The organism is Gallibacter sp. Marseille-QA0791, assembly GCF_965119705.1.
Taxonomy (GTDB): Bacteria; Bacillota; Clostridia; order Peptostreptococcales; family Anaerovoracaceae; genus Lentihominibacter; species Lentihominibacter excrementipullorum.
In genome coordinates, this window is sequence record NZ_CBCPMH010000001.1 from 402,896 (window position 1) to 427,973 (window position 25,078).

Annotated in this window: 25 protein-coding genes; 23 read left to right on the plus strand and 2 right to left on the minus strand. The window is 49.2% G+C overall.

The annotated features are described in order from the left end of the window. Window positions 1-101 precede the first annotated feature (101 nt). The 15 genes from ACQY69_RS01935 to ppk1 all read left to right on the plus strand — a co-directional run bounded on the left by ACQY69_RS01935 (window position 102) and on the right by ppk1 (window position 13,838). Complete coding sequence (locus tag ACQY69_RS01935; RefSeq protein ID WP_428258160.1) at window positions 102-851, plus strand: helix-turn-helix domain-containing protein; 750 nt, start codon at window positions 102-104, stop codon at window positions 849-851. Beyond that, entirely contained in the window at window positions 848-1,333 is a 486-nt protein-coding gene (locus ACQY69_RS01940) for a hypothetical protein (protein ID WP_428258162.1), read from the plus strand. The genes ACQY69_RS01935 and ACQY69_RS01940 overlap by 4 nt, the downstream gene beginning before the upstream one ends. A gap of 165 nt (window positions 1,334-1,498) precedes the next feature. Then, window positions 1,499-2,047: an RNA polymerase sigma factor gene (locus ACQY69_RS01945; RefSeq protein ID WP_428258163.1), complete on the plus strand. Its 549-nt coding sequence runs from the start codon at window positions 1,499-1,501 to the stop codon at window positions 2,045-2,047. Then, the gene (locus ACQY69_RS01950) at window positions 2,034-2,816 is read left to right on the plus strand and encodes a hypothetical protein (protein ID WP_428258165.1); all 783 of its coding nucleotides are present in this window, start codon (window positions 2,034-2,036) and stop codon (window positions 2,814-2,816) included. The genes ACQY69_RS01945 and ACQY69_RS01950 overlap by 14 nt, the downstream gene beginning before the upstream one ends. Beyond that, window positions 2,800-3,687 (plus strand): ABC transporter ATP-binding protein, encoded by an 888-nt coding sequence (locus ACQY69_RS01955; protein WP_428258167.1) that lies wholly within the window; start codon window positions 2,800-2,802, stop codon window positions 3,685-3,687. Before ACQY69_RS01950 ends, ACQY69_RS01955 begins: the two co-directional genes overlap by 17 nt. Beyond that, window positions 3,674-4,885 (plus strand): ABC transporter permease, encoded by a 1,212-nt coding sequence (locus ACQY69_RS01960; RefSeq protein WP_428258168.1) that lies wholly within the window; start codon window positions 3,674-3,676, stop codon window positions 4,883-4,885. The genes ACQY69_RS01955 and ACQY69_RS01960 overlap by 14 nt, the downstream gene beginning before the upstream one ends. 669 nt (window positions 4,886-5,554) lie before the next feature. Then, window positions 5,555-6,007 carry an Hsp20/alpha crystallin family protein gene (locus tag ACQY69_RS01965; protein ID WP_428258170.1) on the plus strand — a complete coding sequence of 151 codons (453 nt, stop codon included), beginning with the start codon at window positions 5,555-5,557 and terminating at the stop codon, window positions 6,005-6,007. A gap of 78 nt (window positions 6,008-6,085) precedes the next feature. Then, window positions 6,086-7,126, plus strand: coding sequence for a DnaJ C-terminal domain-containing protein (locus ACQY69_RS01970; protein ID WP_428258171.1), 1,041 nt, complete (start codon window positions 6,086-6,088; stop codon window positions 7,124-7,126). Between the two features lie 196 nt (window positions 7,127-7,322). Beyond that, a complete protein-coding gene (locus tag ACQY69_RS01975; RefSeq protein WP_428258173.1) occupies window positions 7,323-8,399 on the plus strand; it encodes a CobW family GTP-binding protein in 1,077 nt (358 codons plus the stop codon). Between the two features lie 62 nt (window positions 8,400-8,461). After that, window positions 8,462-9,412, plus strand: a complete 951-nt coding sequence (locus ACQY69_RS01980; protein WP_428258175.1) for a GTP-binding protein — start codon at window positions 8,462-8,464, stop codon at window positions 9,410-9,412. A 53-nt stretch (window positions 9,413-9,465) separates the two neighbouring features. Then, a complete protein-coding gene (locus ACQY69_RS01985) occupies window positions 9,466-9,612 on the plus strand; it encodes a hypothetical protein (protein WP_428258177.1) in 147 nt (48 codons plus the stop codon). Further along, entirely contained in the window at window positions 9,609-10,118 is a 510-nt protein-coding gene (locus ACQY69_RS01990) for an NUDIX hydrolase (RefSeq protein ID WP_428258179.1), read from the plus strand. The genes ACQY69_RS01985 and ACQY69_RS01990 overlap by 4 nt, the downstream gene beginning before the upstream one ends. 2 nt (window positions 10,119-10,120) lie before the next feature. Next, the gene (locus tag ACQY69_RS01995; RefSeq protein WP_428258181.1) at window positions 10,121-10,465 is read left to right on the plus strand and encodes a hypothetical protein; all 345 of its coding nucleotides are present in this window, start codon (window positions 10,121-10,123) and stop codon (window positions 10,463-10,465) included. Between the two features lie 362 nt (window positions 10,466-10,827). Further along, window positions 10,828-11,727, plus strand: coding sequence for a phosphatase (locus ACQY69_RS02000; RefSeq protein ID WP_428258182.1), 900 nt, complete (start codon window positions 10,828-10,830; stop codon window positions 11,725-11,727). After that, entirely contained in the window at window positions 11,706-13,838 is a 2,133-nt protein-coding gene (gene ppk1, locus ACQY69_RS02005; protein ID WP_428258184.1) for a polyphosphate kinase 1, read from the plus strand. Before ACQY69_RS02000 ends, ppk1 begins: the two co-directional genes overlap by 22 nt. A gap of 16 nt (window positions 13,839-13,854) precedes the next feature. On the opposite strand, the gene ACQY69_RS02010 is transcribed toward ppk1, so the two are convergent. Next, entirely contained in the window at window positions 13,855-14,244 is a 390-nt protein-coding gene (locus ACQY69_RS02010) for a NifB/NifX family molybdenum-iron cluster-binding protein (protein ID WP_428258186.1), read from the minus strand. A 295-nt stretch (window positions 14,245-14,539) separates the two neighbouring features. Here ACQY69_RS02010 and ACQY69_RS02015 point away from each other — a divergent pair, with 295 nt between their 5' ends. The 3 genes from ACQY69_RS02015 (at window position 14,540) to ACQY69_RS02025 (ending at window position 16,701) form a co-directional block, all read left to right on the plus strand. Continuing rightward, the gene (locus ACQY69_RS02015) at window positions 14,540-14,905 is read left to right on the plus strand and encodes a desulfoferrodoxin family protein (RefSeq protein ID WP_428258188.1); all 366 of its coding nucleotides are present in this window, start codon (window positions 14,540-14,542) and stop codon (window positions 14,903-14,905) included. 18 nt (window positions 14,906-14,923) lie between these two features. Beyond that, on the plus strand, window positions 14,924-15,124 hold the full coding sequence (locus ACQY69_RS02020; protein WP_428258190.1) for a ferredoxin thioredoxin reductase catalytic beta chain: 201 nt from the start codon (window positions 14,924-14,926) through the stop codon (window positions 15,122-15,124). A gap of 173 nt (window positions 15,125-15,297) precedes the next feature. After that, window positions 15,298-16,701 carry an MATE family efflux transporter gene (locus tag ACQY69_RS02025; RefSeq protein ID WP_428258192.1) on the plus strand — a complete coding sequence of 468 codons (1,404 nt, stop codon included), beginning with the start codon at window positions 15,298-15,300 and terminating at the stop codon, window positions 16,699-16,701. 5 nt (window positions 16,702-16,706) lie between these two features. On the opposite strand, the gene ACQY69_RS02030 is transcribed toward ACQY69_RS02025, so the two are convergent. Further along, window positions 16,707-17,333 (minus strand): hypothetical protein, encoded by a 627-nt coding sequence (locus tag ACQY69_RS02030; protein ID WP_428258194.1) that lies wholly within the window; start codon window positions 17,331-17,333, stop codon window positions 16,707-16,709. A 292-nt stretch (window positions 17,334-17,625) separates the two neighbouring features. Here ACQY69_RS02030 and ACQY69_RS02035 point away from each other — a divergent pair, with 292 nt between their 5' ends. The 5 genes from ACQY69_RS02035 to ACQY69_RS02055 all read left to right on the plus strand — a co-directional run bounded on the left by ACQY69_RS02035 (window position 17,626) and on the right by ACQY69_RS02055 (window position 24,983). Continuing rightward, on the plus strand, window positions 17,626-21,963 hold the full coding sequence (locus ACQY69_RS02035; protein ID WP_428258196.1) for an acyl-CoA dehydratase activase-related protein: 4,338 nt from the start codon (window positions 17,626-17,628) through the stop codon (window positions 21,961-21,963). A 72-nt stretch (window positions 21,964-22,035) separates the two neighbouring features. Next, window positions 22,036-22,767: a YebC/PmpR family DNA-binding transcriptional regulator gene (locus ACQY69_RS02040; RefSeq protein ID WP_428258197.1), complete on the plus strand. Its 732-nt coding sequence runs from the start codon at window positions 22,036-22,038 to the stop codon at window positions 22,765-22,767. Between the two features lie 290 nt (window positions 22,768-23,057). Continuing rightward, window positions 23,058-23,426 carry a GntR family transcriptional regulator gene (locus ACQY69_RS02045; protein WP_428258199.1) on the plus strand — a complete coding sequence of 123 codons (369 nt, stop codon included), beginning with the start codon at window positions 23,058-23,060 and terminating at the stop codon, window positions 23,424-23,426. After that, the gene (locus ACQY69_RS02050; RefSeq protein WP_428258201.1) at window positions 23,423-24,160 is read left to right on the plus strand and encodes an ABC transporter ATP-binding protein; all 738 of its coding nucleotides are present in this window, start codon (window positions 23,423-23,425) and stop codon (window positions 24,158-24,160) included. The genes ACQY69_RS02045 and ACQY69_RS02050 overlap by 4 nt, the downstream gene beginning before the upstream one ends. After that, a complete protein-coding gene (locus ACQY69_RS02055; RefSeq protein ID WP_428258202.1) occupies window positions 24,150-24,983 on the plus strand; it encodes a hypothetical protein in 834 nt (277 codons plus the stop codon). Before ACQY69_RS02050 ends, ACQY69_RS02055 begins: the two co-directional genes overlap by 11 nt. Window positions 24,984-25,078: the final 95 nt, after the last annotated feature.

Here is a 25,078-nt window from a genome sequence, read left to right on the forward strand (position 1 = left end):
TGCAACCTGTAGTTTCGAAGTTGCAACCGTATTTTGGTGGCGTGAAACCGGTAAAAGCGTTATGATAATGGCGGACAAATCATTGAAAGGAAGACCGGAACATGACCTTTGGAGAAAAAATTCAGAAACTGAGAAAAGAGGCGGGGCTTTCCCAGGAGGAACTGGCTCATCGTCTGAAAGTGTCCAGACAGGCTGTCAGTAAGTGGGAACGAGACAGTGGGTATCCGGAGACGGAAAAGATAATATGGATGAGCAGCATATTCAATGTTTCCGCTGATTATCTGCTGAAGGATGAAGCGACGGATGTACGGAACAGATCGGGAGGAGATCAGGGACTCTTTGTGAACATGAAGGCAGCAGAAGGCTTCATGGCGTGCCAGAAAATCAGGAAGGCCAAGACAGGAGCCGGTATAGGCGCGTGCATAGGAAGTCTGGCTTTTTCCTTCATGGAGCCGGAGATAGGTGTCATACTGACGATGCTGTTCATTATAGGAGGTATCGTCCTGCTGTTTTCGGCAAAGCTGGGAGACGACCCTTATGCCTGGCTGAGAAGTGAACATCTGATTTTGGACAACGATGTCAGGAAAAGATTTATGGAGGAATACGACAGGAACGGGAAACATGCTCACAGGGGAATGCTGGCAGGCATTGCCATGATCGCGGTGGGAATACTTTTGGTGCCGCTGATGATACCGGCTGAGCTGTCAGTACTGGATGATGTGATCATGGGGCTGGGGATGATAATAGCAGGAGCAGGTGCTTTTCTCTGTATATATATGTGGGGAGTGATAAAGGCCTATCGTATCCTCCTGGGCGGTACAGGGCACTGGAAAGGAGGCGTGGGAAAATGAGAGACATGATCAAAGACGCAGGAAGCGGGCGGAAGCTGCTTGCTCTTATTATGACAGCGGTTTTTCTGGCGTGGATGTCCTTTTCTCTTACAGGATGCGCTGGTGGGGAAAACGGCGATAAGGAAAGTGATTTTCCGGAAGAAATTTCTAAAACGGCCATGGTCACCTTCATCCCTGTCGATTCAGGAAAGGAGAAGACAGTAGCGCGGGGAGGCAGTGAGCCGGGAGCCTTCGTGGAGAGTCTTGATATAGGAAGCTGGAAGATGGCGGAAGTTCCGGAAGATCTGGCAGCGACCGGGACTTTTGTGTTATATCAGCAGGAGACCGTCAAGCTGGGCCAGTCTGAAGAGGATGCGGAGATGATAGAGCTCTGCCGCATGGCGATTTATGATGGACCTTACGTGACTGTTGAGATATGGGATATGAAATTCAGCTTCAGGATAGATCATGAGACGATGGGATATTTGGAAGGATTGAAGTGATCCTGAAGCACAGCCTGATGCTCGATGATGTCTGATAATGCCTGCACCCCGGATAGGATGGGATGCAGGTCTTTTTATGCAAATGATGACAGGCAGAAAAACTCCTTTTGCCCTATCTTTTTTTCGCCCTGATACGTTATATATTATAGACGGGGAGATATTTCGATGGTTGATACGGATTTTGTGCTGATAAGGAGGATGAAACAAGGAAGTCAGGAGGCTTTCGAAATGTTCGTCCGCAAATATTACGGCGATGTACTGGCCTACTGCGGCTGCCGCTGTTTCGACAGGGGACAGGCAGAAGATGTGACCCAGGAGGTTTTCGTACGCTTTTTTTTAGGGCTGAGCCGGTATGATCACAGGGGAAAGGCGAAGAATTACCTCTTCACCGTGGCGGGAAATCTGTGCAGGGATGAAATGAGGAAACGGCGTGATATACAGATGGAATCGGTGGAAGAATTAGAGAAAGCCGCAAAGCGACAGGTTGCCGGCGAGGACGACAAGTACGATGCTGTCGTGGACAGTCTGGTGATACGCAGGGCTTTGAGTCAGCTTCCCGATGAGCTGCGGGAGGTGATGGCTCTCCGGTATTTCGCTGATATGAAAGTGCGGGAGATAGCGGAGATACTCCATATCAAGGTGCCGTTGGTGAAGTACAGGCTGAGAAAAGGCCGCGAAAAGATGAAGGAGATGTGTTGCTGTGAAGAAACGTGATGACAGAGACGCGCTGGAGAGACGGCTGGCGGCATGCAGGATTGCCATGGCAAATGAAGCGCGGGAGGAAAAAATAAAAGAGACGGTGGAACAGGCTAAGGAGGCTTTCGTGACATCGGAGGCGGATTCGCTGTTTTCGCATGGAGAGTTCCTGCTGGCTCAGCTGAAGTGGATGCGAAAACGATGGTGGCTGTTGCAGCTGATGATATTGCTTTTGATGTGGGCAGCCATGGTGTCTGTGCAGGATCAGCAGTACATCCAGAGGGGAATGGGTGTTGCGGCATCCATATTCGTGATACTGGTCATCCCGGAGCTGTGGAAGAACAGGAGATACATGTCGATGGAAATAGAGGCGGCGTCATATTATTCTCTGCGTCAGGTATACGCGGCCAGAATGCTGCTGTTCGGATTGACGGACGTGGTGCTGCTGACGGCCTTCTGCGGTACGGCAGCCGTCGCTCTGGACTATCAGCTTTACCGGCTTATGACTCAGTTCCTATTTCCCGTCACCGTCACCGCCTGTATCTGCTTCGGAACGTTGGGCAGCAGGCGCGTATGCAGCGAAGCCCTGACTCTTATCCTGTGTGTCATATGGAGTTCCGTCTGGATGGTGCTGACACTGGATGAGAGGATATATCGGTGGATCTCGCTGCCTGTCTGGGCGGCTTTGCTGGCAGCGGCACTCATTTTTCTGATTTTCGCTATCTGTCGGATCATCGTGAAATGTGACAGATATTGGGAGGTGTCTTTTGATGGAATTGAAGGTTAACGGACTTATTAAGAGATTCGGTGATTTCACAGCAGTGGACGATGTGGAGCTTCTTATGACGAGAGGAGTTTATGGCCTCCTGGGAGTCAACGGCGCCGGAAAGACCACGCTGATGCGCATGCTTTGCACGCTTATCAGTCCTACCGAGGGGGATATTACCTGTGATGGGAATGACATATACGATATGGGAGCGTCTTACAGGAAACTTATCGGATATTTGCCTCAGGAATTCGGATACTATCCTGAATTTTCGGTGGAGGATTATCTTCACTATGTGGCGGCGCTCAAAGGTATAAGGCCGATCGTGGCCCAAAAGAGGACAAAAGTGCTGCTGGAATGGACAGGACTTGCGAATGTGGCCAAAAAGAAAATGAAAAAGCTGTCGGGCGGCATGAAAAGGCGGGCGGGTATCGCTCAGGCCATGCTAAACGATCCGAAGATATTGATATTGGACGAGCCGACGGCGGGACTGGATCCCAGGGAAAGGGTGCGTTTCCGCAATCTGCTGGGAGAGCTTTCGGGAAACCGTCTGATCCTTCTCTCTACTCATATAGTTTCCGACGTGGAATACGTGGCTAATGAGATATTGATGATGAAAAGCGGAAGGATCATCCGAAAGGGCACCTCGGAGGAGATCGTCGATTCCATGAAAGAAAGGGTCTGGGAATGTGTTGTGGAAAGTGAAGATGTCGCGGCGATGATGAAGCGGTTCCGGATCTCCAACATGAGATCGGAAGGTCGGAAGGTAAGGCTCAGAGTCATCTCTCTGGCAAGCCCTCTGGAGGGGGCGGTACCGGTGAGAGCGTCACTGGAGGACGCGTTCCTGTATTACTTCGGAGAAAAGGCAGGTGGGAAAAATGCTGAGATTTGAAATAAAGAAGATATTTTCAAGGACGAGGAACAGGGTGGCCGTCGCGTTCCTTCTGGTTGTCCTCGTGGTTGTGAGCATGCTCACCGTAAACATGGTGGAATATACCGATGAGAACGGGGAATCTTCCACCGGTATCGCGGCGGCCCGGGAGCTGCGGGCGGAAAAGAACTCCCATGCCGGATACATAACGGGAGATGTGCTGGCTGAGGCAGTGAGAGAGAATGATGCCATCAACAGTTCTCCGGAAGCTCTGTCAGATGATATCCGGCAGCAAAATATCGCCTATGGGGAAAAGCAGGGGATAGAAGATATCCTCTCCTTGATAAACCAGGCTTTCAGTCCGTGGCGCGAATACAATTACTATGCGGCGGATAGTGTCACAGAGGAAGAAGCGCGGACAGTATACGACAAGAGGATATCCAATCTTGAGGATGTGTTGGACTCAGGCCAGGAGACGGTCAATGCAGACGAGAGAGAATATCTGACAGATAAATACAGAGAGTTGGAGACGCCGTTCTATTACGAATACTTCGATGGCTGGTCAGCTCTTCTGATGTACGGTAATACCTATATCCTCATACTGGCGCTGGTGACGGGATGTTTGACGGCAGGGATATTCTCCGATGAGTTCAGGTTGAAGACTGATTCGGTCTTTTTTTCGACGAGATTGGGACGGAGCGGAGGAACGCGGGCCAAGCTGGCAGCAGGAGTAATCATCGCAACGGGCGTCTACGTGACCTTTTCCATTCTTTATACGTTCATCGTATTGGCAGTCCTGGGCGCTGACGGGGCCGGCTGCCCTATACAGCTGGATCTGTGGAGAAGCAGCTACAATATCACTTTCTTACAGGCATATTTGCTGATGGTGCTGGGAGGGTACATCGGCACTTTGCTGACTGCTCTGCTGGGGATGCTGGTCTCCGCGGTGACACGGATGACGACGGCAGCCATCATCGTACCGTTCATCGTGCTGTGCGCGGTGCCGTTCCTCAGCAGGATAGTTACACTGAGCAAGCTCTTTGCCCTGTTTCCCGATAAGCTGATGCAGGTATATACCAATCTGTCCGACTTCGATTTCGTGAAAGTGTTCGGACATGTGTTCGAGACGGCTACCGTCATCATACCGCTTTACGGGATGATCTGCCTGCTGCTCCTGCCACTGACATATTTCATCTACAGGAAGGCGGAGCTGAGGTAAGAAAGAGATTCTTCACTCCATCGTTCATGGTGCTCCTGCGGCAAAAGATACCGGAGGAAAGGGCCGTTCATCAGGATGGGTTGCGGCCAGTTGCCTATAAGTCGTGTTTTATTGCCGTTATAGGCATAATGCACCATGTTTGGAAGGGACTGTCGGTGTCGATATGCCTAAAGTACGTGTTCTGATGTCGTTATTGGCATAAATACCGACTATCATCAGGGGAAATATGCTAAATGACGTTCGTTATTCCGGTTATTTGGCATATCGACTCCTGAATGCCTGTGTGAAAGAAGGTGAATATGCCAAAAGAAGGGGATATCAAATGATTATAGGCATATCAGACTGGACGGTGAGAGGACGGTGACACTACTTTGAACTTTTGTTACCAGAAAATGCAGAAAAGCAATCAGAACGTCCGGAAAAACAGATATTAAGTTTAGAGAAAATTGGTGTCAAATTGGTGTCAAACCTAAGAAAAATGACAATTTCAAGGGTGAAAAATGCTTGCAAACCGTTGATTTTACAAGAGGTGCAAAAAATTCAAAAAAAATTAGCACTCACCTATTGACAGTGCTAACAAAAGTGCTATAATATAATCAGAACAAAGGAAAAGGGTTCTAAAGAGGTTAGAGATTTTAAGAGATTACAAATCGGAAGGAGCGATGACATATGATGATGCCAAGAATTTTTGGAGAAAGCTTGTTTGATGATTTTATGAATGACTTTGGATTTTCGTCATTCCCTAGTGTTGAAAAGAGGTTGTACGGCAAGCACGGACAGAATCTGATGAAGACGGATGTGAAGGATAAGGATGGCTGCTACGAGATCGATATCGACTTGGCGGGGTTCAAGAAGGACGATATCAAGATGGAGCTGGAAAACGGTTACCTGACGGTAAGCGCATCCAAGGGAATGGACAACGACAAGAAAGATGAGGACGGCAACTACATCAGGCGTGAACGTTATGCGGGCAGCATGAGCAGAAGCTTCTATGTAGGCGACCAGGTCACGGAAGATGATATCCATCCTAAGTATGAGAACGGAGTTCTTTCCTTCAGCGTTCCGAAGGAAGAGGCTAAGAAAATCGAAGACAAGAAACGTTACATCTCCATAGAGGGATAGTAATAGAGACGTGTATGTACCCCGTGGGATGCTCCTGCGGGGTATTGTCATATAGACAGAGCAGCGAGGTGATGAGCGATGGCGGCAAAAAGGGATTATTATGAAGTGCTCGGACTCAAAAAAGGCGCTTCACAGAATGACATAAAAAAGGCTTACAGAAAGATGGCCAAGAAATATCACCCCGATACCAATGCGGGTGACGCCAAGGCGGAGGAGAAGTTCAAGGAGATTTCCGAGGCGTATTCCGTGCTGAATGATCCGGAGAAGAAGAAACTCTACGACCAGTTTGGACACGCGGCTTTCGACGGAAGCGCGGCGGGAGCAGGCGCGGGAACCGGTCAGGGAGGCTTCGGCGGGTTTGACGGCTTCAGCGGCTTTGGCGGGGGCAATGGAGGCAATTACAGGGAGTACCACTTTGAAAGCGGCAACATGGACGACATCCTGAAGGACATCTTCGGCGACGGATTTTCAGGAGGCTTCTCGGGAGGCCATTCGTCGGGCTACAGCGGATTTTCCGACGGATTTTCAGGAGGCTTCGGCGCCAGGAATTTCAGACAGGACGGAGCGGATGCGACGGCTGATATTGACGTATCTTTCAACGAAGCGGCTTTCGGGTGTGATAAATATATAAATATCAAGGATCCATCTACGGGGAAGAACAGCTCCATCAAGGTCCATATACCGGCAGGCATAGATACGGGCCAGAGTGTAAGGCTCAAGGGCCGAGGGGCTCCGGGAACAGGCGGTGGAAAGAATGGCGACCTGCTCCTGAAAGTCAGGGTGGCCGGAAGACCGGACATGAAGCGAAAGGGGATGGATGTGTACTCCACCATCAGGGTCCCTTTTTCGACGGCAGTTCTTGGAGGAAAGGCGCCTGTAGATACTCTTCATGGAAGGGTGATGTGCAGGATAGCTCCGGGTACCCAGTCGGGGACCAAGCTTCGAATAAAGGACAAGGGAATAGTTTCCATGAAGGATCCTTCGAAGCGCGGGAGCCATTACGCTACAGTGGAGATAGAGGTCCCGAAGAACATCAGTGAGGAGGCAAAGAAGAAGCTGAAAGAATTCGAGGATCTGTGCGGGAACGGCGGCCAGAATGGCCGGATGTCAGCGGCGTAACAGGTAAATCAGAGCTTGAAGGCAAACCGGAAACAGTCCGGGACGCTCCACAGGATCTGTCTGTTGCCGGACATGCGGCTATTGCCTGCCGCGGTTGATTTTTTTCATGGAGCGAAGAGGACGTATGTGGTATAATGAATACTGTAGCCGGCGTATCGCGCAACAGAAAATACATGTATCTGTAAGGAGCTTAGGAATGATAAAAGTAGATATAATATCGGGATTCCTGGGAGCAGGGAAGACGACATTCATAAAAGAGCTCATTTCCAAGGTCTATGGAGATGAGAAGATAGTACTGATAGAAAACGAGTTTGGAGAGATAGGCATAGACAGTCGTTTCATGCAGGACGCAGGCATAGAGGTCACTGAGATGAATTCGGGATGCATCTGCTGCACTCTCGTCGGCGACTTTGCCAGAGCTTTGAAATTGGTCAGCGAGGAATATGGACCCGACAGGATCGTGATAGAACCGTCGGGAGTAGGAAAGCTGTCTGACGTAGCGAAGGCTGTCATCGGCGTGGAGGAGGATGCCGGAGTCGGGATAGAGCATCTGATAACGGTGGTGGACGGTAAGAAAGCGAAGATGTACATGAAAAATTTCGGCGAATTTTTCGACGACCAGATAGAACATGCCGGAACTATCGTCATCAGCAGGACTCAGGATATGACCGAGGAAAAGCTGGCGGAGTGTGTGAAACTGCTGAGGGAGAAAAACAGCCGGGCCGCTGTAATAACTACGCCGTGGCAGGAGCTTTCCGGGGAAATGATGGCATCGGCCTTAAGCAACGAACATGCCGTTGAGCGCGTGCTGGAAGAGCTGGAGCATGACGCGGAGCATAACTGTCATGAGGGACATGAGCACCATCACGGACACCATCATCATGACCATGGCCATGATCACGATGAGTGCGGCTGCCATGACCATGACCACGACGGTCACCATCACGAGCACCATCACGAACATCATCACGATCATGACGGTCACCATCACGCCGACGAGGTTTTCTCCAGCTGGGGCCGTGAGACTGTGAGAAAGTTTGGCCGAGGGGAGCTGGAGGATATATTGCGGCTCATGGGAACGACAGAGGATTTTGGCCTCATTTTGCGTGCCAAGGGCATCGTCCAGTGCGATGACGGAAGCTGGGTGGAATTCGATATGGTGCCTGAGGAGCTGGAAATAAGAGAATGCCGTCCTGATTACATCGGACGTATATGCGTCATTGGTACTGAGATCGATGAAAATGCTCTGAAAGAGACGTTGAAGCTGGATTAATATCCCGACAGGGTCCATGTATCCGCATACAGAACGTTGGAATGACGGAAGAAGGTCAGAAAATGGAAACACCGGTTTATGTATTTACAGGGCTGCTGGAGAGCGGCAAGACGACATTGATATATGAAGTGGCGGGAGAAGAGGATTTTCTCGAACCGGGGACCACGGTGCTGGTCCAGTGCGAGGAAGGCGAGGTCCCTCTAAGCGAGGAATTCCTCAGGAAATCTTCTATCGTGCTGCTGACGGCGGAGGAGCCGGAAGACCTCAACGAGATGCTCTGGAAGCGTATCGAGCGGGATTATCAGCCGACCCAGGTGCTGGTGGAATACAACGGCATGTGGGAGACCGAGAAGCTTTTCGACTGCGGGATGCCGGAGGACTGGTACATAGGCGGTATTTACACCACTATCAATGCGGAGACGGCCGACATGTATATGACCAATATGAGGAAGATGTTCATGGAGCCGTTGAAAGCGTCGAATCTGATCATAATCAACAGATGCGACGAGGATATAGATAAGATAAAGTTCAGGAGGACCATCAAAGGGCTCAATCCTCAGTGCCAGCTGGCTTTCGAGAGCCGTGACGGAGAAATGATGGAAAACGCCGTCGACGAGATGCCTTTCGATTACAGGGGCGATGTGGTGGAGATAGACGATATGGATTACGGTCTGTGGTACGTGGACGCTATCGAGCACCCCAGCCGTTACATGGGAAAGGAAATCCGGTTTACGGCAAAGTTTTGTGCAAGTCAGGAGCCGGGAAAAGATTACTTCATACCGGGAAGGCATGTCATGACATGCTGTGAGGACGACATACAGTTCCTGGGATTCATATGCTATTTTCAGAAAGGGCAGACGGAAGGCTTCCAGCATGAGGACTGGGTGAAGGTAAAGGTTGACTTCGATTTCGGCGAGCATGAGATGTACGGATACGACGAGGGACCTATACTGAGTCTGGTGTCCATAGAGCCCGGGGAAAAGCCGCAGCAGGAGCTGGTGACCTTTACATGATGGAGCTGTTCTCCACGCTTTCAGAGCAGCCGCGATTACAAGGAGGGGATATCATGAAGAACATTTTTAAAGACTGGAATTTCAAGAAACATGCCAAGATAGTGACGGGGATATACCTGGCCTGTTACGCCATAGACATGACGCTGGGCTACGTTCTCGTAAAGAAATGCCTCAAAGGCAAGGAGCAGGAGGACGAATGAGATACAGATTCTGTTCCAGCTGCACGGAGGAGATGGAGCGAGGAAGGATCGGCGAAGGATCGGCATTATCCGGCGAGGTCGGTGCCGCTATGCAGGGATACAATTGCGTGATGATATACAGCACGGATGAAGAGAAGATACTTTTCTGCCGGCGGCTCAGCGACCCCTACAAAGGAAAATTCAATCTCGTAGGAGGGAAGATAGAAGAAGGGGAAGACCACTTCGATGCGGCTTACCGGGAACTTTTTGAGGAGACCGGTATAAGACGCGGCGATGTGGAGCTTTTTCATATGATGGATTTCACCTACTATAACCAGAACTGCTACGTTGAGATATACACGGGCGTCCTCAAAGGCGACGTGGAGCTGGTGAGCGAAAAACATCCCCTCTGCTGGCTGGATGCGGGCGAGGATTTCTTTGATCTGGAAAGGTTTGCCGGCGAGGGCAACATCGGTCACATGGTGCAGCAGGTGAAGGATTACGGAAGAGGAAAGAGAGGAAAGTGAACATGGGAAGAAAGAAGACGGGAGCCATACCGACGGTGCCTCCCAGGGAAAAGGAAAAGATGGTGATAGACATGAACAGGGTAGCGCGGGCGAAGGCGTACCACAATCCGGGGTTCAGGACAGGCAGGCACATGAGCCAGAAGGACAGACCCAGGAAGAAGGATTGGAAGAGAGAATACGAGAGAAAATCGGGCCAATGGAGCGACAGGAATCCGGGTCCGATTTTTTTATTGGGGGAATCCGGCCGGCGGCCGATCGTTCGGAGGGCAGCTCATGGAAATTATCGCGGGACTGCTTCCGGCAGAGGGTTCGCGATAGTATCGGCTGTTTTTGAGGCTGTTTTGTGAAGGGAATATCGCGACTTGCGTTTCAAGGAGCAGTCGCGATAGAAATCATACCGATATTGATGAAATACTATCGTGGATAAGGTTTTAAAGAGCGTCTGCGATATTCCCGGCTTCGGGAGAGGCAAAAAACCCCCGTTTTTATCGCAGAGATGAAAATCCCGACGATTCGCGATAGTATCCAACCACTTCGCCCGATAATATCCGGCCGGCGGCCGGCATAAAACAGGATGAAAAGCCCCGCATAGATTTAACAATAAGATTTAACAATAAAAAGATAGAAGAGATAATGTAATAAGTATATAATAAACAATAATAATCTAAATTATCATTATTATCATCAATCGGGACTGGGAGTTTTAATCATGAAATATTCTGTAATCGATATTGGGTCCAACTCCATGAGGCTCACTGTGTACAAGGTGAAAAACGGAAGCTTCAAGATCCTTTTTAAGGACAAGAGGATGGCCGGTCTGGCCGGATATGTGGAGAAGGGCTGCATCAGCGACAGAGGTATAAAGCGGGCTTGTGACCTGTTGCTGGAATTCAAAAGCACGTTGGAATCATTCGACATCACGGAACGGGCGTACGTCTTCGCCACAGCGTCGCTCAGAAACATCGTCAACAGCGACGAGGCGGCGGCAAGGATAACAGAGGAGACCGGATTCAATATAGATATTGTGACCGGAGAACAGGAAGCTATACTGGGATATCAGGGCGTTATGCGTGAGCTTTATATTTCCGACGGCATACTTATAGATATAGGGGGCGCCAGCACGGAGATGGTCATTTTTGAAAACGGGAACATAGTATCTCCTCGAAGCTACCGGGTGGGCTCTCTTAAGCTTTTCAAGGACTGTGTCAAACATATATTGCCTGGGAAAAGCTCCAAGGAGAGGATAAAGGCGGCTATCGAGGCAGAACTGGAAAAACAGCCTATCAGGATAACAAATCCGTACAATAAGCTGATATGTACAGGCGGTACGGCCAGGTCTGTATTCAAATTCGCCAGATATCTGGATATAATACCGGCATCCAGCAACATGATGCTGGCCAGAGATCTGAAGAAAGTGGGAAAATTCCTCACTGGTGAAAGGAAGGAAGCGGCTGACATGATCCTCAAAGTGGATCCTGAGCGTATACACACCATTATACCGGGGTATATGATACTGCAGAGCATCGCTGATCAGACAGGAGCAAAGAAGATAATCGTAAGCAACTATGGTGTAAGGGAGGGGTATTTATGTCGAAAAGTTCTGGGGTAAAGGAAAAATACAGCTATACGCAGAACAGGGAGCTGAGCTGGCTGCGATTCAACAGACGAGTACTGGAGGAGGCCATGGACGAAAGCGTACCTCTGTTGGAACGTCTCAAGTTCATTTCCATTTTTTCCACCAATCTCGATGAGTTTTTTATGATACGCGTCGGGAGCCTCTTCGATATATCATCCATCAATCCGGAGCATATAGACAATAAGAGCGGTATGACTGCCTCGGAGCAGCTGGACAGCATATATCAGGTCATACCGGGGCTGGTGGAGAAAAAACGGCGTATATACTCCACCGTATCTACTCAATTGGAAAAGTACGGTGTCAAGGATGTGCCGTATGAGGAGCTGACAGAAGAGGAACTGGACTTTGTCAGGAAGTATTTCGATATGGAGATCCTGCCTATACTGTCGCCACAGGTCATAGACAACAGACACCCCAAGCCTCATTTCCAGAGCAAAGGCCTTTATATCGCATCGCTGGTGCGGGACAACAAGACCGGCAAGAAATCGTTGGCTTTCATACCGGTGCCAAAGATATTGCCGCAGATAATAATGCTGGGTGAGGGAGGGCGTTTCATAAGAATAGAAAACATAATACTTCAAAGGGCTTCAGAGCTTTATGGAAAGTTCAAGCAGGAAGACTCCTGCGTCTTTTCCGTGACCAGGAATGCTGATGTCAGTTTCGATTCAGAAAAATTCGAAGATACAGAGACCGATTTCAGAAACTACGTCCAGAAGCTGCTGAGAAAACGTCAGACTTTGGCTGTCGTGCGCCTGGAGATCGACAGAGACATATCGGATTCTCTCAGAAAAGAGCTTTCAAAAATGACTGAGGTGAAAACGCACCAGATATATATAGATAAGACACCGCTCAATATGAAGTGCGTCTTTGAGCTGGTAGACAAGCTGCCTGACCATCTGAGCAAGAGGATGCTGTATAAGCCTTATGAGCCTAAATGGCTGGAGGATATCGACAGAGAGGCGTCAATGATGGAACAGATACGAATGAAAGACAAGATGCTGTTCTTTCCTTTCGATTCCGTCGAGCCGTTTATCAAGCTGCTCAATGAGGCTGCCGATGATGAAGACGTGGTCTCCATGAAAATAACCATATACAGGCTGGCATCGTCTTCCAAGATCGTGCGAGCGCTCTGCCGAGCCGCTGAGAACGGTAAGGAGGTCATCGCGCTGATGGAGCTGCGGGCCAGATTCGATGAGGAGAACAATATCGGCTGGTCCAAGATGCTGGAGGAGGCCGGCTGTAAGGTCATCTATGGGATCGAGAACTATAAATGCCACAGCAAGATCTGTCTCATCACTTCCTATAAGCGGGGCAAATACAGCTATATAACTCAGATAGGTACAGGAAACTATAACGAGAAGACCAACGCCATGTATACGGATCTGAGCATAATGACAGCAAATGAGGAGATTGGTCTGGATGGGACCGCTTTTTTCCGCAACATGCTGACGGGCAATCTGGAAGGGATGTACAAACGACTCCTGGTAGCGCCTAAGGGGCTTAAACCGGCTATTTGCCAGATGATAGACGAGGAGATAAAAAAGGGAAGCGACGGTTACATCTGTATGAAGATCAATTCAGTGACCGACAGAGATGTGATCGACAAGCTGGCGGAGGCATCCAAAGCCGGTGTGGACATACAGCTTATAGTGAGGGGCATATGCTGCATACGGGCAGGTATACCGGGTGAAACCGACAATGTGGTGGTCACCAGTATCGTGGGGCGCTATCTGGAGCACGCCAGGATATATTGCTTCGGAAAGGGTGAGAATGTGAAGCTGTTCATTTCGTCGTCCGATCTGATGACAAGAAACCTGAGCCGCCGCGTGGAGATAGCAGGGCCGGTTTATGACGAGGATATAAAGCAGCAGTTGCTCAACATACTGTATATACAGCTGGAAGATAAGGCTAAGGCCAGTTTTCTCCAGCCTGACGGATCTTATATACGAAAGTGCGAAGGAGAACTCATAGCTCTGGACAGTCAGCAGGAGTTCATGGATATGGATCTCCACAGAGAAAAACCCCATGTGCCGAAGCAGGATGGGGTAAAGGGTTTCTTCAGAAGGCTTTTCGGAAGAAATTGAATCATGGTGCGGCTCATTACGAGCCGCATTTTTCGTGACCACAGTTTCCGCCGTGATGAGCCTCTCCTTCGCCGTGATGGTCGCAGGTGGCTTCTGAGTCAAATTCCAGATTCCCGTCGAGATAATCCCGGACTGCCTGATCGGCGCTGCCCGAAACGCCGCCAACAAGCGTGATGCCGGCTTCTGCCAGGGCATTTTTGGCTCCGCCTCCAATACCTCCGCAGATGAGGACATTTACATCTCTCTCTTTGAGAAAGCCTGCCAGAGCCCCGTGACCACTGCCGCCGGTGCCGACCACTTCCTCGCTTTCGATATCTTTGCCTCCGGTCTGGTAGATCTTGAAGCTTTCAGTATGGCCAAAATGCTGGAAGACCTGACCATTTTCATAAGTAACGGCGATTTTCATTTCATAACACTCCTTTTATCAAGCAGGCTCTTTTGTGAAAGGGAAATGATCCGCCAGAGCCCCGGAACGGAACATCTCATCTATAACGCTATCACCTTAGAAGAGATATGTCAATAAGGATGGGTAAAAGGAGTGATATCTGCTGTCGGATTTTTTATCAGGAGATTATTTTGGACTTTTTTGGTGCATTTTTTCGAAATAGCCTTGACTTATGGAAAAAAAGGAGTATTATGGACTTATAAGGTAAAAATATAGTAATTCAAAATGAAAAGTACCAAATCAAGGAGGTAGAAACATGAAATTCTATAAATGCGAACACTGCGGAAATATCATAACAAAAATAGAGGACAAGGGCGTTCCTGTAATGTGCTGTGGTCAGAAGATGACTGAGATAGTACCTGGAACTACTGATGCTGCTCAGGAAAAGCACGTTCCTGTAGTTGAACAGACTGGCGATACAGTAAAGGTAAAGGTAGGCTCTGTTGAACATCCTATGCAGGAAGAACACTACATCACATTCGTATGTCTGGAGACGGAAAACGGACACCAGATAAAGTACCTGAAGCCGGGCACGAAGCCTGAGGCTGAATTCACTCTCAACAATGACAAGCTGGTGGCTGTATACGAATACTGCAATCTTCACGGACTGTGGAAGGCTTGATCTTTTCGGTGAGAACAGATGGCTGTAAGATTGAATGAGGATAAGGAACTGGTGGCCAGGATAAGAGAAGGGCTCAAGCAGAAGAACGGTTATTGCCCCTGTCGGCTTGAGATAAAGCCGGAAAACAAGTGCATATGCCAGGAATTCAAAGATCAAATGGCTGATCCCGACTTCGAAGGTTACTGCCACTGCATGCTTTATTACAAATCAAAAGATTGACAGTGACAGCAATTGTAAGGCAATTTGGAAAATATCTTTTGGCTTGACTTCCCTGCAGCGGTAAGCTAGTATTGTATTGAATATTGAAAGTAAAAATTTGCCTAATACTTTAGGCAAATTTTTATAGAAACGATAAATCCGGACAGCAAATATACAATGCAGGGAGAGAAGAAATGGACAACAACGACAGACTCAACAATTCCGATCACGTTAAAAAAATGGCGGATATGCCTGTAGGTAAGCTGATATTCACTATGTCATGGCCGGCCATCATCTCGATGTTCATTCAGGCTTTTTATAACGTGGTGGACAGCTTTTTCGTATCGCTCATAAGTGAGCAGGCGCTGGCGGCGGTGACTTACATATTCCCGATCCAGATGCTTATCATATCGGTAGCGGTGGGAACAGGCGTGGGCATAAACTCGCTGATTTCCAGAAGGCTGGGAGCGAAACGATATGAGGAAGCGGATATGGCAGCCAGTCATGGATACAGACTTTCATTTTTCAGCTGGGCCTTTTTCGCGCTCATAGGGATATTCCTGTCTGTACCGATGATGGAGCTGATGTCTGACACCCCGTATATCGTGGAGAACGGTATAGATTACATGAGGATAATCACTATAGGTTCGCTGTTTTCCATCGTACAGATAACCACAGAGAAGATACTCCAGTCGACGGGCAGCATGAAGATACCGATGATATGCAGCATGGTAGGCGCCGTGACCAATATAATCATGGATCCTGTGTTGATATTCGGTATAGGGCCGTTCCCTGAAATGGGAGTCACGGGAGCTGCGGTAGCTACGGTGCTGGGACAGTTCCTCTCCATGTGCCTGGGACAGATATTCCTGTTTGGAAGAGAGCATGCCGTGCATGTGAAACTGTTCGGATGGAAGACTCAGAGCAGGATACTCAAGGATATCTATGCGGTAGGGGCTCCCGCGATGTTGATGCAGTCCATCGCTTCCATAATGCAGTTTGGCATGAATATAATACTGGGAAGTATCAATGAGACAGCGGTAGCCGTTATGGGTGTGTATGGAAGACTTCAGTCCTTTATCTTCATGCCTGTTTTCGGACTAAATCAGGGAGTGCTGCCTATAATGGGATTCAATTATGGTGCCAGAAGCAGGAAACGCCTGATGGAAGCTTACAAGAAAGGATTGCTGACGGCTGCTGTGATAATGGCCATAGGACTGGTGATATTCCAGGTATTCCCGAGAGAGCTGATCACAATATTCAATTCCACGGGGAATCAGGCGATGTACGATATCGGGATCCCGGCTCTGAGGACTATAAGCCTGTGCTTCCTGCCGGCCGCCTTCGGCATCATGTCATCGTCCATATTCCAGGCTATCGGCCACGGTTTCATGAGCCTGTGGGGATCTCTCCTGAGACAGCTGGTAGGGATACTGCCACTGGCGTGGATACTCGCATCCATCTCAGGACTCGGACTGGTATGGTATTCATTCCCTCTGGCAGAGCTGATAGGTACAGTGTATTTCATCATAGCGCTGAGATACGTGTACAGGAAGGAGATAAAGCGTCTCGATATAATAAGCGAGGACATGCGTTGAGGGTATCAGGGATAAAGGTAGACGATATTTTCTCCATCGTCTTCTCTGAAAGCTGAGTCCATCTCCACCAGATCGAAAATGAGAGGATCGCGGAGAAGGTGTTTCCATACCGTATAATTGGCTTTCAGGAAATCTTCGTTTAGTTTGATCTTTTCGTGTATGAGCGGGCACTTGTAGGGAAGTTGCCCGCTTTGATATATCATATACAGCTGTCCGTACTGATCCAGATGGGGTGTCAGGGGGAATACTCTGCACTGGAGCGGACGCATTTGCCGGTGGCAGGATGGCGCGTTAAGGCACTTGAGAAAATACACCTTGCCGTGCCAGCTGTCAGGAAACTCATAATCCTCGGCGTACTCCCAGTCCCATTCCAGCCAGTCTTCATGACCGGTGAATAACTTTTCTTCACCGGGAAGCAGATAGATGCCCAGCGAAGATCCTTCTGATGGTTCGCAGCAAGCCTCTGGGTTTTCGGAACAGCCTTCATGGCCGGTCTGACACGAGGCCGTTTCAGGCTCATATGTGCAGCATAGACTGCCACACAGGCGTCCGCAATCGCCATCAATTGGAGAAACTTTATCCAATAATCGGTATATAGCTTTAAATGTGTCTTTTTTGATTGAACTTTTCATGAAATTATTATATCATAGTACAATAAAAATTGAAATTTCGTTTCATATATATATATAGCATTCATAGAAGCTTGGATGTCGCACCTTGCGCGACGAACAGAAGGAACCCCGGCCTGAGTGAAAGGCCCTTCGGGCCGGAAAAAAATGAAGCCGGGTAACTTGGATGTCGCGCCTTGCGCGACGAACAGAAGGAACCCCGGCCTGAGTGAAAGGCCCTTTGGGCCGGAGAAAAATGAAGCCGGGTAACTTGGATGTCGCGCCTTGCGCGACGAACAGAGGAAAGGATTAGTGTATGAGATTAGGTATAGATGTCGGTTCGACTACTGTAAAGCTGGTGTTGCTCGATGATGAGGGCAATATCAGGTACAGCAGATACGAGCGGCATATGTCAAACGTTTTCAAGACAGTTATCGATTTGCTGGATGATATGTATAAGGCAGTCGGCGATATAGAGCTTCGGACCGTGATAACAGGGTCGGGCGGATTGTCGCTGTCCAATATACTGGGTATACCATTCGAGCAGGAGGTGGTGACGTGCAGCTCAGCTGTAGAGGCACTGATACCGGAGACAGATGTGGCCATAGAGCTGGGCGGCGAGGACGCCAAGATAACTTTTTATGGTCAGACTATAGAGCAGAGAATGAACGGCACTTGTGCCGGAGGGACGGGCGCTTTCATAGACCAGATGGCGGCCCTTCTCAATACGGATGCTGCCGGGCTCAATGAGGCGGCTAAGAAGCATTCGATGATATATCCCATAGCAGCCAGATGCGGAGTGTTCGCCAAGACAGACATACAGCCGCTTATCAATGAGGGGGCGTCCATAGAAGATCTGTCGGCATCCATATTCCAGGCTGTTGTCAATCAGACTATAAGCGGTTTGGCATGTGGTCATACCATCAAGGGGAAAGTAGCTTTTCTGGGCGGTCCGTTGTCGTTCCTTTCGGAGCTTAGGAAACGGTTCATAGAGACGCTGGAGTTGAAGGATGACGAGGTCATATTCCCGAAAGATTCCAAGTATTTCGTCGCTATAGGCGCAGCTATGAATTCGTCTAAATATGACGAAGTGAAATTCAGTGAGATCCTGGAAAGGATAGAGCATGCAGATCCGGCGGCGTTGTCAGATACCAAGCATGTGGATCCACTCTTTGCTGACGAAGATGACTACAGACACTTCAGAGAAAGACACGAGAGAGACAGGATAAAGAGAAAAGATATAAGGAAGGCCAAGGGCAAGGTGTTCCTGGGTATAGATGCGGGATCCACTACCACTAAAGCGGCTCTCATCGACGAGGACAAGAATCTGCTTTACTCCTACTATACAGGCAATGAGGGAAAACCGCTGGATGCTACTATGAACATGTTCAAGGAGCTTTATTCGCTCCTTCCGCCTAAGGCTCATATAGCCAATGTGACAGCGACGGGCTATGGGGAAGGGCTGATAAAGGCAGCTTTCAAGGCTGATCTGGGCGAGATAGAGACCATGGCTCATTATAAGGCTGCGGAAGAATTTTTGCCTGGCGTGGATTTTATCCTGGATATAGGCGGTCAGGACATGAAGTGCATGAGGATAAAAGATGGGGCTATCTATAATATCATGCTCAACGAGGCATGCTCGTCGGGATGTGGCTCCTTTATTGAAACGTACGCCAAGTCGGTAAACATGGATGTCCAGTCTTTCGCTAAGGCGGCGCTGTTTGCTGATGCTCCTGTGGATCTGGGGACAAGATGCACAGTGTTCATGAATTCCAAGGTCAAGCAGGCGCAGAAGGAAGGCGCCACTATCGGAGATATTTCCGCGGGGCTCTCTTATTCGGTAATAAAGAATGCCCTCTATAAAGTTATCAAGCTGAGGAATCCGGAAGAAGCGGGAGACAAGATCGTGGTACAAGGCGGTACCTTCCTCAATGACGCTGTTCTCAGAGCCATTGAGAATGTCTTGGGAAAGGAGATAGTAAGGCCGGATATCGCGGGGCTGATGGGCGCGTACGGAGCGGCTCTGATAGCCAGAGAAAATTACGTGGAGGGAACGGAGTCGTCGGTCATTACTCCTGACGATATAGCGACCTTCAATGTGACCATAAGTCATGTCAGGTGCGGCAAGTGTGAGAACAACTGTCTGATGACTATAAACAAGTTCAGCGACGGCAGCAAGTTCTTCACGGGCAACAGATGCGAGCGTGGAGAAGGAAAAGCGGCGGAGGAAGTGAATCAGCTGCCTAATCTCTATCAGTATAAGCTGGAAAGGCTTTTCAAGTACAAGCCTCTCACAGAGGAAGAGTCCAGGAGAGGTGTAGTAGGCATCCCGAGAGTCCTCAATATGTATGAGAACTATCCGTTCTGGTTCACTATGTTTACCAAGCTGGGATTCAGCGTCAAGCTGTCGCCTGTATCCAGCAAGGACATGTATGAAAAGGGTATGGAGACTATTTCCTCCGATACAGCGTGTTATCCGGCCAAGCTGGTGCACGGGCATATCAAGTGGCTGGTGGATCATGGCGCCAAGTGGATATTCTATCCAAGCATCAATTACGAGAGAGCTGAGGATAAGGATGCGCCTAATCACTATAATTGTCCTATCGTCGCCACATATCCGGAAGTGATAGCTGGCAATATGGATGATATATTCCAGGATAATGAGGTTATCTTCACTCATCCGTTCCTGCCTTACGATAACGATGATTTCCTGGTCAGAGAGCTTTATAAGGTGCTGGAGCGTACCGGCGTCACCAGGACGGAACTGGCCGAGGCGGTGAAAGCTGCCCGGGCCGAAGATAAGAAGGTGAAAGACGATATAAAGAAGGCAGGAGAATACGCGCTGAAATACGCCAGGGAACACGGCAAGAAGTCGGTGGTACTGGCCGGAAGACCGTATCATCTGGATCCTGAGGTGAATCATGGTATAGATAAGATAATCACCTCCTTCGATATGGTGGTCCTTACTGAAGATTCAGTAGCCCATCTGGGCAAGCTGGAGAGACCTATCAGGGTGCTGGATCAGTGGATGTACCATTCACGGCTCTACAAAGCCGCTACTTTCGCAGGTACGACTGACGATGTGGAGATAGTGCAGCTCAACTCCTTCGGATGCGGTCTGGACGCCGTGACGACTGACCAGGTGGAAGAGATAACGAGAAAGAACAATAAGCTTTATACAGTTCTCAAGATAGACGAGGGTACCAACATGGGCGCCGCCAGGATAAGGATAAGATCCCTCAAGGCAGCCATTGACGAGCGGGAAAAGAATGGCGTAAAGCACGTGGATGACAGGAAACCGTATGAGCGTGTATATTTCACTAAGGACATGAGGAAGGACTACACAATACTCATACCGGAGATGTCCCCGATACATTTTCAGTTTCTGGAGGCGGCTATCGGCAGCGCGGGATATAAGGTCAAAAGACTGCCGACTGTAGACAAGAGAGCGGTGGATGAAGGACTCAAGTACATAAACAACGATGCTTGTTACCCGACTATAGTGACTCTGGGACAGATAATATCTTATCTGAAATCAGGAGAGGTGGATCTGGACAAGGTAGGTATATTCATGAGCCAGACGGGGGGCGGATGCAGAGCCAGCAACTATGTGTCTCTTCTCCGAAAGGCCCTGAAGGACCTGGGAATGGAACAGATACCTGTGATTTCCATAAACATGGCGGGACTGGAAAGCAATCCGGGCTTCAAATTCACTCCGGCCATAGTGAAAAAATGCCTGATGGGCGTCATGTACGGAGATCTTTTCATGAGAGTGCTGTACGCCACCAGACCTTACGAAGCCGAGCCTGGTTCTGCCAATGCCCTTTACGACAGATGGGTGGAAAAGGCCAGAGAGAACGTCATATCCGGCAGTTACAGCCAGTACAAACGCAATATGGCTGATATCGTCAAGGCTTTTGACGAGCTGCCGCTGTTGGATATAAAGAAACCAAAAGTAGGCGTCGTGGGAGAGATATTGGTCAAATATCATCCTAACGCCAACAACGATGTGGTCAATATCATCGAGAGCGAAGGCGGCGAAGCCGTAGTGCTGGATCTGACGGATTTCCTGCTGTACGGTATGTACAGCAAGCAGTTCAACTACGAGGTGCTGTCAGGAAGTTACGGGCTGATGATGGGAAACAAAGCCGCGATCTCTGTCATAGAGCATTTCAGGAAGCCTATGAGGAAAGCTCTCAGGGAGAGCAAAAGGTTCCATGAGCCGATGAGGATAGCCGATATCGCTGACAAGGCGCAGGAGATAATCTCTCTGGGCAACCAGTGCGGTGAAGGCTGGCTGCTTACGGGTGAAATGGTCGATCTGATAGATGATGGTGTGGAGAACATCATTTGCATGCAGCCATTCGCCTGTCTGCCTAATCATGTTACGGGCAAGGGGATGATGAAAGCTCTCAGGAAGAGAAATCCGATGGCTAATATAGCGGCTATCGACTACGATCCCGGAGCATCTGATGTCAATCAGCTCAACAGGATAAAGCTGATGATGGCCACGGCCCATAAGAATCTGGCAAAGAAAGAAGCTGAGAAGATGAAGGATGTAATAGATATCAAAGAAGGGGAAAAGAGCGGTCAGGAGGAGAGAAACTTGGATCCCGAAAGGAAGAAGCGCGCCGACAGAGAAGATGCCTGCTGATTGGTCTTGAATTAACCCTATGACAGGTATATAATAAACAGGTGCATAAAATCAAAAGTTAGGAGGTGTCTCATGGGAAGACACGGAACAATAGCAGGAAGAAAGGCGGCGCAGGATTCAAAAAGAGCTGCCATGTTTACCAAATATACCAGAGCCATCATCGTGGCGGCCAAGGCAGGAGGGGATCCCGATTATAACGCTACCCTCAGAGTGGCCATAGAAAAAGCCAAGGCCATAGGTATGCCTAATGATAATATAAAGAGAGCCATAAAGAAGGGTACGGGAGAACTGGCCGGAGAATCCTACGAGGAACTTTCATTCGAAGGTTACGGTGTAGGCGGTGTGGCTGTCATCGTCGAGACGCTCACTGACAACAGGAACAGGACTACGTCCGCTGTACGATCCACCTTTGATAAAAACGGCGGGAATCTGGGGACGCCGGGATGCGTGTCCTACATGTTCTCGAGAAAAGGTGTCATGATAATAGAGAAGACGGATGATATAGACGAGGATGCTCTCATGGAGGCGGCTCTCGAAGCCGGAGCCGATGATATGATCACCCATGACGACAGCTATGAGATCATCACATCGCCCGAAAGCTACACGGATGTTCACGGAGCACTTATCGACGCAGGATATGAGATGGTGGATTCCGATGTGGAATACGTCCCTTCAATGGAGACGGCTCCTAAGGACGAGAAGGATCTGAAGGCTCTCAAGAAAATGATAGATACCCTTGAGGACAATGATGATGTTCAGAAGGTATATCATAATTGCAGCGTGGATCTGGAGACAGTGGAATAGACAAGCTTATACGCAACCGCAACTCCCTGTATGGCAAAATGCCGGCAGGGAGTTTTTTTGTATAAGGAAAACCCCGTGTTGGACACGGGGTTTTGCGTTGATCGAACAGATCCCCATTTCTCAAGAAAACTTTCATAAAAGGTATTGACAAATCCTGATATATCTTATATATTATTATTGTCCTAAGCACATAGGACAATATGACAATAAGACAAAGCCGGATGTGCAGCGGCGACGAGAGGAACAACATATGAAGAAAGTAGAAAAATGAGATGGAGGGGGGGTAATGTATGGAGTGGAAGCTAGACGACAGCAGGCCTATATGGCCGCAGCTGAAGGAGCAGCTTATCATCGCCATAGTTGCCGGCGAGTACAACATGGGCGGATCATTTCCGACTGTGAGAGAGCTGGCGGAAGATGCGGGAGTCAACCGCAATACCATGCAGCGCGCGCTCAGTGAGCTGGAGCACGATGGATTCGTGACGACTAACAGGACGGCCGGAAGGACCGTCACAACGGATGAAGGGCTGGTGACGAGGATGAAGGAAAGTATCGCTAAGAAGAGCATAGAGAAATTCATAAAGGAAATGGCTGCCATAGGATACAGCGCTGACGATGTTGTCAAAATGATAAAAGAAAGAGGGGAAGAAGACAAATGAGAACTGGAAAGCTTGTGGAATGTTACGATGTCAGCAAAGCTTTCAGCGGGAAGCTGGCTCTTGACAGAGTCAACCTCAGCGTAGGACGTGGAAAAGTCATAGGGCTTCTCGGTCCTAACGGAAGCGGGAAGACGACGCTGATAAAGCTGATGAACGGGCTCATACGGCCCACAAAAGGGGATATCTATATAGACGGCAAGAAGCCGGGCGTCTACACCAAGTCCATAGTCAGCTATCTGCCTGACAGGACGTATTTCGCCGACTGGATGACAACCAGGGACATGGTGAACATGTTCAGCGAGTTTTACGACGACTTTGACAGGTACAAGGCCGAGAAGATGTGCGCGTCTCTCAACATAAGCATGGGCGACAGGATAAAGACCATGTCCAAGGGAACAAAGGAAAAAGTCCAGCTGATACTGGTAATGAGCAGGAAGGCGGATCTGTATCTGCTGGATGAACCTATCGCGGGAGTCGATCCGGCAGCCAGAGACTATATCCTCACCACCATCATCAACAACTACAACGAGGAGGGTACGGTGGTCATCTCCACCCATCTCATCTCGGACATAGAGAGGATACTGGACGAGGTGATATTCATCAGGGACGGCAAGATGGTGAGACATGAATCGGTAGACGATATCAAAGAGAAAGAAGGCAAATCGATAGATGATGTGTTCAAGGACACATTCAGGATGATGCCGTTTACGGAGGTGAGTGCCAATGACAGGTAAATTGATGAAATATGAGATCAAGTCGAGTATGAAGTTGATGGCTGTCATCTGGGCGGCCCTTATAGCAGCCAGCCTGCTGTTCAGTCTCAGCCTTCACGTGTTGACTGATATAGCTGTGGAAAGACCGGGAGGCGGGATCTCCTTTGCCATCGGGATCTTTGAGTTCATAACGGGACTGATGTACTTTGCGGTCTTCGTGGCGCTGATAGTGGCGACTCTGGTCATAGTGATAATGAGATTCTACAAGGGGCTTCTGGGAGACGAGGGATATCTGATGCACACTCTGCCGGTGAAGCCGTGGCAGCTGATAACATCAAAAGGCATCATAGCGGCGCTGATAGTGATGATAAGTGTGCTGGTAGCCTTCCTCTCCATCCTGGTGCTGGCCGGAGTCAGCGGACTTGAGACGATACCTGAGATGTTTGGGGCGCTGGGAGCTATCTGGGAGGAAGAACCGAGGATGGTGCTTGTCATCGTTGAAGCGATAATATTGCTGGTCCTGAGCGTCCTGAAAAGCGTATACCAGATATACGCGGCACTGGCCATCGGGCAACTGGCCAACAAGCACAGGATACTCCTTTCACTGGGAGCTTATATCGGTATATCCATGATAATGAGTATACTGTTCCTGCTCATCGTGGCCGCCTCAGACAGTGTCGGGACCATATCGTGGCTGTCGGTGTTCATCGCCAATAACGACAGTGATCCGTTCGCCATCAGTCAGATGGCCATAGGGATAATGTTCGTGCTGACAGCCGTACAGCTGGCAGCCTTCCACGTGGTGACGGAGAGGATACTGTCGCTGAAGCTGAACCTTCAGTGAGAGGAATGAGGAGCCAATAAGATAAGATATAAGCCATATATGAGAAGGCGCCGCGCCCGGAAACCGGAAAGGGAGCGGCGCTTTCTCATTTTTGC